This is a genomic window from Methylobacterium sp. (assembly GCF_028290105.1).
Lineage (GTDB): Bacteria > Pseudomonadota > Alphaproteobacteria > Rhizobiales > Beijerinckiaceae > Methylobacterium.
In genome coordinates, this window is record NZ_JAQGKL010000233.1 from 1 (window position 1) to 7,825 (window position 7,825).

Annotated in this window: 9 protein-coding genes and 1 pseudogene; 7 read left to right on the forward strand and 3 right to left on the reverse strand. The window is 70.7% G+C overall.

The genetic code is table 11. From position 1 onward, the window contains the following. Positions 1-654: 654 nt before the first annotated feature. Positions 655-807, forward strand: coding sequence for a hypothetical protein (locus JWQ05_RS16685; protein WP_299660624.1), 153 nt, complete (start codon positions 655-657; stop codon positions 805-807). A 27-nt stretch (positions 808-834) separates the two neighbouring features. On the opposite strand, the gene JWQ05_RS16690 is transcribed toward JWQ05_RS16685, so the two are convergent. After that, positions 835-1,734 carry a metallophosphoesterase gene (locus JWQ05_RS16690; RefSeq protein ID WP_299660642.1) on the reverse strand — a complete coding sequence of 300 codons (900 nt, stop codon included), beginning with the start codon at positions 1,732-1,734 and terminating at the stop codon, positions 835-837. Between the two features lie 84 nt (positions 1,735-1,818). Continuing rightward, positions 1,819-2,289: pseudogene (locus tag JWQ05_RS16695) on the reverse strand (VIT1/CCC1 transporter family protein); the annotation flags it as partial. Positions 2,290-2,639: 350 nt separating this feature from the next. On the opposite strand from JWQ05_RS16695, the gene JWQ05_RS16700 reads away from it, so the two are divergent. From JWQ05_RS16700 to lpxK, 3 genes are read left to right on the forward strand one after another with little or no spacing between them, the layout of a single operon-like run. After that, positions 2,640-3,359: a lysophospholipid acyltransferase family protein gene (locus JWQ05_RS16700; protein ID WP_299660626.1), complete on the forward strand. Its 720-nt coding sequence runs from the start codon at positions 2,640-2,642 to the stop codon at positions 3,357-3,359. Between the two features lie 5 nt (positions 3,360-3,364). Continuing rightward, entirely contained in the window at positions 3,365-4,672 is a 1,308-nt protein-coding gene (locus tag JWQ05_RS16705; protein WP_299660628.1) for a 3-deoxy-D-manno-octulosonic acid transferase, read from the forward strand. A 10-nt stretch (positions 4,673-4,682) separates the two neighbouring features. Continuing rightward, complete coding sequence (gene lpxK, locus JWQ05_RS16710; protein WP_299660631.1) at positions 4,683-5,675, forward strand: tetraacyldisaccharide 4'-kinase; 993 nt, start codon at positions 4,683-4,685, stop codon at positions 5,673-5,675. On the opposite strand, the gene JWQ05_RS16715 is transcribed toward lpxK, so the two are convergent. Further along, positions 5,672-5,893 carry a DUF2093 domain-containing protein gene (locus tag JWQ05_RS16715; protein WP_299660633.1) on the reverse strand — a complete coding sequence of 74 codons (222 nt, stop codon included), beginning with the start codon at positions 5,891-5,893 and terminating at the stop codon, positions 5,672-5,674. The genes lpxK and JWQ05_RS16715 overlap by 4 nt on opposite strands. 137 nt (positions 5,894-6,030) lie before the next feature. On the opposite strand from JWQ05_RS16715, the gene JWQ05_RS16720 reads away from it, so the two are divergent. The 3 genes from JWQ05_RS16720 to deoC form a co-directional block, all read left to right on the forward strand. Next, positions 6,031-6,456, forward strand: a complete 426-nt coding sequence (locus JWQ05_RS16720; RefSeq protein WP_299660636.1) for a cytidine deaminase — start codon at positions 6,031-6,033, stop codon at positions 6,454-6,456. An 11-nt stretch (positions 6,457-6,467) separates the two neighbouring features. Beyond that, a complete protein-coding gene (locus JWQ05_RS16725; RefSeq protein WP_299660638.1) occupies positions 6,468-7,298 on the forward strand; it encodes a purine-nucleoside phosphorylase in 831 nt (276 codons plus the stop codon). Then, a partial coding sequence (gene deoC / locus JWQ05_RS16730; RefSeq protein WP_299660640.1) for a deoxyribose-phosphate aldolase occupies positions 7,295-7,825 on the forward strand: 531 nt, incomplete at its 3' end. The genes JWQ05_RS16725 and deoC, both read left to right, overlap by 4 nt.

Consider the following 7,825-nt stretch of genomic DNA (forward strand, 5'->3'; position numbering starts at 1 on the left):
GCGCGTTAACAAGCTAGGACCGAACATGCTGCTCGACTGCGCTTGCTGGACGTGCGCGGGGATCATGGAAGGCCGTTAACGCCTATCACGACAAGCTAAGGGAAAGTCGCCCTGGAGAATGTCGCGAAAGCACGCGGCATAATCGAGCGGTCCGTGCGCCCGGAGGCGCCTTTCAGCGCCATGGCGGCGGCTTTCGTCAAGCGCAACCCGTTCCCCCTATGAGTGCGGCGAGCTAGGATTTATCTCGCAATCTCAATCACATAGGTGTTCGCATTTATATTCGAATTGGCGCGCCAACAGTTTTTCCTGACCTTTGCATCTCCGTCTGATCCGCTGCTGATGGGCAGGCATGTCGCGCATGCGCCGTTGTTCGCGCGCAAAGCCGGCGCGTCGGCGGGGTGCCGATCCGCTGCGTATTCGCACATGGACCGTGGGAAGCCCACAACCAGCGATGTTGCGCCGCACGCGACAGCCTTCGTTGAACGGGCTCAGATATTTTCGATACTTTCTTGGAATACCAATAATTGCGTTGCGACGCGCAATGGAAATAGTTTGCGTCGTCGTAGCCGGGACTTGCGTAGTCTGAATGGCGCGTTAAAGATTTCGTCTCCGCCAGAAGATTTCGCGTCTAACCTATTCGACAGGGTGACAGCCATGTCCAACGTGATTCGCGTGAAACCGACCCATGACGGCACCTACACGGTCTATCGAGGCGACGCCGTCCTGATCAGCGGGCTGACCCGGCTGCAGGCCGAGCGCTACGAAGCCCGCATCGCCGCGGAGGCGGAGGCCCTCGCGGCGGCCTGACGGGTCCGTCCTCGTGCCGGGTGCAGGTCAGGACCGTGCGAGCCGGAGCGGGCCCAGATCCGCGATCGTGCCCATCTCCGTGAGGCCACGCTCGACACCCGCGACGGCGTAACCCGCAGCTTCGCGGGTGATCGTATAGAGGTGATAGCTCGCGCGGTGGTGCCGGGCATCGCCCCGCGCCGAGGCCGAGGCCGCCCCGACGACGGGAACCGAGGCGCCACGTGGTCCCTCCACGAACGCGACGCTGCGCATGTGGTTGTGGCCGTGCAGGATCAGCTCCGCCCCCACCCGCCCGATCATCGCTGTGAACGCCGCCGCGTCCTTCAGTTCGCGCCCCGGGGTGGTGCCGCCGGGATGCGCGGGATGGTGGATCATGACCACGCGGCAGGGCGGTTCCGGTTCGGCGGCGAGCCGGACGAGCAGGGCCTCCGCCGCCGCGATCTGCTGTGGCCCGAGGCGGCCGCTCGCCACGAAGGGCTTCGTCGGGATGGCCGAGGACAGTCCGATCAGCGCGACGGGCCCGCGCCGGCGCAGGTAGGGGAAATGTCCGTGGTGCCCGTCATCCCCTGAGGTCCAGGCGCCGCAGGCGTGGAGCAGCCCCTCGAGGGAGCCGCGCACGTAGGCGTCGTGGTTGCCGGGCACGAAGCTGACCGCCTCCGGCGTCCCGAGGGCCTCGAGGAAGACCTTCGCGGTCGACCATTCGCTCGGCAGGCCGATGTTGCAGAGGTCGCCGGTGCAGGCGATGTGATCGTGTGCCTGGACCTGCAGGTCGGCCACCAGGGCGGCCAGTACCTCCATGTCGTGCGCGTCCTTGCGGCCACGCTGCCAGTTCACGTAGCCGGTCGCGCGCTTGCTGAGGAGCTGGCGCAGGCGCGGCCGCGTCAGCGGCCCCACATGCGGGTCGGTCAGATGGGCCAGGCGAAACATCGTCCCCACGGGTGGTCGGCGGTCGATCGGGTGTCCGCCATCGCCCCAACGCACCCCGGGGGTCAACCCGGCCGGGGCCGATCCTCAGGCGCTGCCGATGGCGATTCCGGCGATCAGCACCAGGGTGCCGCCGATGATCACCTGCATCGCCGCCCGCCAGAACGGCGTCGCCATGTAGCGGGTCCGGATCGCCGAGATCACCAGCAACTCCACCACCACCACGAGGATGGCAAGGGCGGTGGCGAGCCAGAAGGCGTTCGGCCAGCGGTCGGGGATGGCATAGGGCAGCGTGTGGCCGAGGCCGCCGATCGTGGTCATGACGCCGCAGACGAGGCCGCGCACCCAGGGGGCGCCCCGCCCCGTGATCGCCCCGTCGTCGGACAGCGCCTCGGTGAAGCCCATGCTGATCCCCGCGCCGATCGAGGCCGCGAGCCCGACGAGGAAGGTCGCGTGGTTGCTGTGGGTCGCGAAGGCGGCGGCGAAGATCGGCGCCAGGGTCGAGACGGACCCGTCGATCAGTCCGGCGAGCCCCGGCTGCACGTAGCGCAGGACGAAATCACGGTGTGCCTCAGCCGTTGCGTCGTCGGCTTGGGCGGCGTTCACGGCCGTTCCGTGCGCTGGAGACACCATCATCGCGAGCGTCCTTGGATCAGTCGATTCTCTCTTTGGATTAATTCCAATCTATAAGTTGGAATGGGTCTAAACAAGTCGACCGGGCGCTTTTTGGTCCCCTGCAAGGCGGATTTCGCCCCCCGAAAGGACCGTTGCGCCGGTCCTTGGATCGGAGCTAGACAACCGCCTGCCCGCCCCTGGCGCTGAGAGAAGCGACGGTCGGGACCCATCCGGGCTTCGGCCTTTCCGATGGCACGGCCGACGCGCCGGCGCCGCGACGCGAAAGCGAAGTGATGAGCCTCGTCAAACGCATCGGCCGCGCGCCTGCGGTCCAGCAGGCCCTCGGCGTCCTGGCCGGCGGCTACCTGCGCCTCGTGCGCCGGACCAACCGGTTCACGGTGGAGCCGGCCAACCCCGATCCCTGGCTCGACGGCCTCAGTCCCTTCATCGCGGGCATGTGGCACGGCCAGCACACGATGATCTCGTTCATGCGCCGGCCGCACGATCGCATCGCCACGATCATCTCCCGCTCGGCGGACGGCAACATCAACACCATCGCGCTGACTCGGATGGGCGTGCGGGTGATCCGGGCGTCCGGTGCGCGCGGGCGCGCGGTGCGCGACGCCAAGGCCAAGGGCGGGGCCGAGGGCCTGCGCGCCATGCTGCGGGCGCTCAAGGACGGCGAGAGCGTGGCCTTCAGTGCCGACGTGCCCAAGATCTCCCGCCGGGCCGATGCCGGTATCCTGACCCTCGCGCGCTTCTCCGGGCGGCCCATCCTGCCCGTGGCCGTGGTGACGAGCCGGCACTGGCGCTTCAACAGCTGGGACCGGGCCTGCCTGGGCCTGCCCTTCGGCCGGGGCGCGATGGTGTTCGGTACCCCGATCCGCGTTCCGCGCGACGTCGAACCCGAGGCCCTGGAAGCTCTGCGCCAGCAACTGGAGGCCGAGATGAACCGGGTCCACGACCGCGCCTACACCCTCGTCGGGCGCCTGGACCGGGTCGGACCGGCGTGAGGGCGATGCAGGAGGCCCCTCCCCTGACGGCGATCCTGCGGGCCTATCGCTATGGCCTCTATCTCGGGGAGCCGGCGCTCGCGGGCCTGCTCGCCTGGCGTTCGCGCAAGGGCAAGGAGGATCCGGAGCGGCTTTCCGAGCGGCGCGGCCTGCCCGGCCGGGCCCGCCCCCTCGGGCGGCTCGTCTGGATGCACGGGGCCAGCGTTGGTGAGGCGCTCTCCCTGATCGGCCTCGTCGACGGCATGATCGCGCGCGGCTTCTCCGTACTCATGACCACGGGCACCCGCAGCGCAGCCGACCTGATCGGACGCCGCCTGTCGGCGGGAGCCATCCACCAGTACATGCCCCTCGATGCCCCACGCTGGGTCGACCGCTTCCTCGACCATTGGCGCCCCGACCTCGCGCTGGTGGCCGAATCCGAGATCTGGCCGAACACCGTCCTGGCCCTGCACGCGCGCGGTATCCCTCTCCTCCTCGTCAATGCGCGGATGTCGGAGCGGTCGTCGCGGGGCTGGGCGCGCTCGCCGCGCACCGCCGAGGCCCTGCTGGCGCGGGTCGCGATCTGCCTCGCGCAGACCGAGGACGACGCCGACCGCTTCCGCCGCCTCGGCGCCCCGCGCATCAGTATCCCGGGCAATCTGAAATACGATGCCGAGGTGCCGCCGGCCGATGGGCAGCAACTCGCGCATCTGCGCGACCTCATCGGCGACCGCCCGGTCTGGGTCGCGGCGAGCACCCATCCGGGCGAGGACGCGATGGCCGCCGGTGCCCATGCCCGGCTACGGCAGCGCTGGCCGAACCTCCTCACCATCGTGGTGCCGCGCCACCCCCATCGCGGGGGCGACGTCGCGGATTGCGCCATCGCCGAGGGCCTGCGCGCGGCCCGACGTTCGCAAGGGGGACATCCCCATGGAGGCGTCGACCTCTACGTCGCCGACACGCTGGGCGAGTTGGGGCTGTTCTACCGTCTCAGCCGCATCGTCTACCTCGGCGGCTCCCTGGTGCCCCATGGCGGCCAGAACCCGATCGAGCCGACGCGGCTGCGCGCCGCGATCCTGCACGGACCGCACATCCATAACTTCACACAGGTCTACAACGCCCTCGACACGGCCGGCGGCGCGCTGCCCGTGGCCGATGCCGACGACCTCGCCGCCACCCTGAACGACCTCCTCGCCGACCGGCCCCGCATCGAGGCGATGAACCGGGCCGGGGCCGCCGCGCTCAAGCCGTTCGAGGGGGCGGTCGCCCGCACCCTGTCGGTACTCGACCCGTTCATCGCGCAGATGACCCTCACGGCGATGGCAGTCTCGTGAGGGCGGGCTGATGCGGGCCCCCGCCTTCTGGGATGGGCCTGCGAGCCATCCCGCCGCGCGCCTGCTCGCGCCAGTCGCGGCCCTCTACGGCCGCCACACCGCCGCGCGCATGGACCGGGCCGGCATACCGCCCCCCTGCCCCGTGCTCTGCATCGGCAACTTCACACTCGGCGGCGCGGGCAAGACCCCCACGGCCCTCGCCGTCGCCGCGCACCTGCGCGATCTCGGGGTCCGCCCCGCCTTCCTCACGCGCGGCTATGGCGGTCGCCTGACCGGACCCGTCCGGGTCGATCCGGCCCGTCACGCCGTCGCCGACGTGGGCGACGAACCACTCCTTCTCGCGCGCGCGGCCCCCACCATCCTGGCGCGGGACCGGCCCCTGGGTGCCCGCCTCTGTACGGCCGAGGGCGCCGATTGCATCGTGATGGATGACGGCCTGCAGAACCCGAGCCTCGCCAAGACCCTGTCGCTGGCCGTCGTCGATGCCGGGGCCGGCCTCGGCAATGGGCTCACCTTCCCCGCCGGGCCTTTGCGTGTGCCGCTCGCCCGGCAATGGCGCCACGTCCACGGCCTCGTATTGATCGGCGAGGGACCGGCGGGCGAGCGCGTGGCGGAAGAGGCGCGCAGGCGCAACCTGCCGGTGCACCGGGCGAGCCTGATTCCGGGCGCGGATCTGGCGGGCCGCCGCGTCCTCGCCTTCGCGGGCATCGGCCGGCCCGAAAAGTTCTTCGCCAGCCTGCGCGAAGCCGGGGCGGAGGTGGTCGCCACCCGCGCCTTCGCGGATCATCACCCCTACGACGTCCGAGACAGCAAAGCCCTTGCCGTTGAGGCGGAGCGCCTCGGCGCCGACCTCGTCACCACGGAGAAGGATCGGGTCCGCCTCGCCCCCGCCTTCGCGGCCCGCGTCTCGGTGCTGCCGGTTACCTTACGCTTTGCGGATGCCGGCGCGTTGTTGGCGCAACTGCGCGCCCTGCTGGCGCGCGAGGCCGGCGCAACCGCCTAGACGGGGCGCCCGACCTCGGAGAGGCGCTTCATCACGGCTGCCGGGCTGATATAGGCCTCCTGCAGGGCCGCGCTCCAGTAGCGCAGCGCATCGAGGGCGATCGGCTCGCCCGTCACCGCGCAGCGCACGAAGCTGCCGGGCTTGACCACCCGCATGGTGCCGTCGCCGTACTCGACCACCGCCTCGCCGGAAGCCCCGCGCTCGAAACGTCCCAACATGATCTTCGCCGCCTCCCGACCCGGTCGCCCGTCCGCCTCGTCTTAGGAGTCCGACGGCCCGCTGTCGATCATCACACCCTCGACAGGTTCGCCGCTTGGTGCCTAAGTCGGGCCATGCCGCGACGCGCCCCTTTCGTATGAATCCCGCCCTCACCGAACTGTTCGAGGCCGCGCGCGCCGCGCAAGCGCGGGCCTACGCGCCCTATTCGCGCTTTCCCGTGGGCGCCGCCCTGCGCGACGCGGCGGGCGTGGTCCATGCCGGATGCAACGTCGAGAACGCGGCCTATCCGGTCGGCACCTGCGCCGAGGCCGGCGCCATCGCCGCCATGGTGGTGGGCGGTGGACGCGTGATCGCGGAACTCCTGGTGCTCGGCCCCGGACCCGCCCTCGTGACTCCCTGCGGGGCATGCCGCCAGCGGATCCGCGAGTTCGCCGGCCCGGAGGTGCTGGTGCACGTCGCCGATGGAACGGGCGTGCGCGCCGCCTTCACCCTCGGGGCCTTGCTGCCGGAATCCTTCGGTCCGGACAATCTCGGTTCTCGGGACCCCGACCCCCATGCGTGAGCCCGGCCCCCATGCGTGAGCCCGAGCCCCAGGTCGAGGCCGCGGCGGGCCTCCTGCGGGAGCAGGGCCTCGGCGGCCCCTTCGCCTACGCGATCGTCACCGGAACCGGCCTCGGTGCTCTGGTGCGCGACCTTCAAGAGGGCATCTCGGTGCCCTACGCGCAGATCCCCGGCTTCCCGAGCCCACGTGTGAGCGGACATGGCGGTCGCCTGCATGCCGGCCGGCTCGCCGGAGAGCGGGTGCTGGTCTTCGAGGGGCGCGCGCATGCCTACGAGGCGGGTGACGCGGGCGTGATGCGGGTGCCCCTCGCCGTCGCCCATGCGCTTGGGGCGCGCAGCCTCCTCCTCACCAACGCCTCGGGTTCGCTGAGGCCGGAGGTCGGACCGGGCAGCCTCGTGGCGCTCACCGACCACATCAACCTTTCGGGCCTCAATCCGCTGATCGGCGAGGCTTCCGACGCCCGCTTCGTGCCGATGGTCGCGGCCTACGACGCAGACTTGCGGATGCATCTCCACGCGGCGGCGGCGGAGGCCGGCATCGCGCTGCACGAGGGCATCTACGCCTGGTTCTCGGGACCGAGCTTCGAGACGCCGGCGGAGGTGCGCATGGCGGGTCGCCTCGGGGCGGATCTCGTCGGCATGTCCACGGTTCCGGAAGTCATCCTCGCCCGCTTCTACGGGATGCGCGTTGCCGCCCTCTCGGTGGTGACCAATCTCGGCGCCGGCATCGGCGACGGCGATCCCCATCACGACGAGACCAAGGCGGCCGCCGCGCGGTCGGGCGACGACCTCGCCCGCCTCGTCTCCGCCTTCGTCGCCCGCCTGTCCGCGAGTGCCCCATGATCCTCGACGAACCCGCCATCGCCCGGCGCGCCCTGCCGCTGCTCGACCTCACTGATCTCGGGGATGCCTGCTCCGAGGCCGCCATCGACACGCTGTGCCGGGACGCCCGCGCGAGCGCGGTCGCGGCGGTGTGCGTCTGGCCTCATTATGTGGGCCGCTCGGCCAGGCTCATGGCCGGCACGCCCGTGCGGATCGCCACCGTGATCAATTTTCCCGCCGGGGGCGACGACATTGAGCGCGCCGTCGAGGACACCGCCGAGGCCCTGGCGGACGGTGCCCAGGAGATCGACCTCGTGCTGCCCTACCGCGCGTTTCTCGCCGGAGACTTCGAGACGGCACGCGCGATGGTGGCGGCCGTTCGCGAGGCCTGCGACGGCGGCGCGCTTCTGAAGGTCATCCTCGAGACCGGCGCCCTGGGTGGCCCGGAGGCGATCGAAGGTGCGAGCCGCCTCGCCATCGCGGCGGGGGCCGATTTCATCAAGACCTCAACCGGCAAGAGCCCGGTCTCCGCGACCCCGGAAGCGGCC